1 protein-coding gene is annotated in these 1,825 nt (G+C 75.7%); it reads right to left on the reverse strand.

Annotation, left to right across the window (positions count from 1 at the left end; genetic code table 11):
* Window positions 1–53 precede the first annotated feature (53 nt).
* Window positions 54–1,751, reverse strand: coding sequence for a hypothetical protein (locus DQW06_RS24785; protein WP_117199412.1), 1,698 nt, complete (start codon window positions 1,749–1,751; stop codon window positions 54–56).
* Window positions 1,752–1,825: the final 74 nt, after the last annotated feature.

Here is a 1,825-nt window from a genome sequence, read left to right on the forward strand (position 1 = left end):
CCCCCTGGGGCCCCGGCGTCGCCCGCCCCGGAGCGCCCGGCCCCGCCCGGCACTCAGCCGCGCGCGGCGGCCAGGCGCTCCGCCAGCCAGGCGGGGACGTGCTCCCCCGAACGCGGGTAGTACGCCTGGTCCAGGGCGTAGTCGAAGTCCAGCGGGGCCATGTCGAAGGCGGGCTCGGAGTCGTGGTCGGCCTCCACCCGGCTTCCGTCCAGGTCCACGGTGTACCGGAGGCCGAACCAGGCGCCCCGGTCCGGCCGGTACATGCCCGCCCGCAGGTTCCGCACCAGGTCGGGGAGCCGGTAGTGCCCGCGCCCCTCGCGCACGGTCCCGTCCTCCAGGACCACCCTCACCCGCAGCCGTTCGTAGCCGACCAGGAACCGGGCGTCCAGCACGGCCTCCCGCCAGCCCTCCGGCCTCGGCAGGAACCCCGCGATCCTCTCCAGCAGCTCACGCTGCCCCTCCTCGTCCAGGACGGCCACCGGTCGGCTCGGCCGTTCGGACGGCGTCGGGGCGGGCGGGCGCACGAGGGTCTCGTCCTCCACCAGCTCCGCCCACGCGGGCCGCCACTCCGGAGCCCGCAGGGCGCCCTCCCCGTTCAGCCGGTACGCCGTCTCCGGCAGGTAGCCGACGAGGTGTTCGTGAGCCTCCTCCGGCCAGCGGTCGTAGCGGCGCCGGGCGTCGTACCCCTCCTCCGACACGGCCAGTCGCAGGTACAGCCACCGGCCGCGTCCCCGGACGTCCTCGGCCGCGCGCAGGGCGTCGAGGCCGTCCATCAGGTCCGTGTCGTAGTCCTTGAACTCCTCGCCGGACGCGTCGAGGACCCTCCGTTCCCCCGCGAAGGTGTACTCCACGACGGCCTCGCCGCCCTCGGCCAGACCCAGCGCGCGTACCCGTTCCAGGACACGGAGAAGCTCGCCGGTCTCGGGGACCGGGGGCCGGTCCCGTTCCGGCTCCCGGCGGAGCGCGTCCCACAGCAGCAGCGACCGCGTCCTCTCACTGATGACCGGGCGCGCGGGGCGTTCGGGCCCGGCCTCGCCGAGGGGGAGGAAGGGGAGGCGCGACCCCGGGGTCAGCCCGAGCCGCTCGGCCGCCGCCAGCGCGGCCCCGGCGTCCCACCCGGGGGCCTCGTATTCGTCGTCCTCGTCCGTGCACTGGGTGTCGAGGACGCTCAGCACCGCCGCGAGCGAGTCCGCGTCCACCGTGCCCTCCCGCGCGCGCCGCATGAGGGCGGCGCCCGGCTCCGGGAGCAGCGCCTCCCCGTGCTCGTCCTCGGGAGCGAACCCCTCGAAGAGCAGCCCGACGACCGCGTCCACGGCCGCCTCCACCGACGCGTACCGGTCCAGGCGCAGCCCGTCGCCCTCCCAGTCGTCGGGGTAGGGGCCGCGCGCCCACGCCCGCCCGTCCCACCAGTAGGCGAACCCGACGTTCGTGCGCGCCTCGTGGGCCGCGATCCACTCCCAGGGCAGCCAGTCGGGCGCCTCGGCGAACAGGTCGACGGGGCGCTTGCCGTTGTCCGTGCTGTCGCTGGTGTCGCGGTCGTAGCCGACGATCACGGCCCGGCCGTCACCGCCGCACCAGGCCAGGTACCAGTCGCTGCTGCCGCCGTCGTGGTAGCGCAGTACCCCGTCCTCCAGGGAGAGGATCCCGAGGTCGTCCTCCAACCCCGCCATCAGCGCGGCCAGCGCCCCGGCGCGGGCCCACAGCACCTCCGGGCGGGGCAGGTCCTCGGGGCGTCCGGGGCTGTGACTCATGGGGCGGCCTCTCCTGTCGGGAACACTGGTGCCGGGGGCAGGGGTTCCCGTTCTAGCGGACGCTCCCGACAGAC

The organism is Nocardiopsis sp. TNDT3 (assembly GCF_003427465.1).
GTDB classification, from domain to species: Bacteria; Actinomycetota; Actinomycetes; order Streptosporangiales; family Streptosporangiaceae; genus Nocardiopsis; species Nocardiopsis dassonvillei.

Excerpts from the sequence above, each read along its gene's own strand:
- DQW06_RS24785 (WP_117199412.1), bottom strand. The coding sequence starts at position 1,751 with ATGAGTCACAGCCCCGGACGCCCCGAGGACCTGCCCCGCCCGGAGGTG.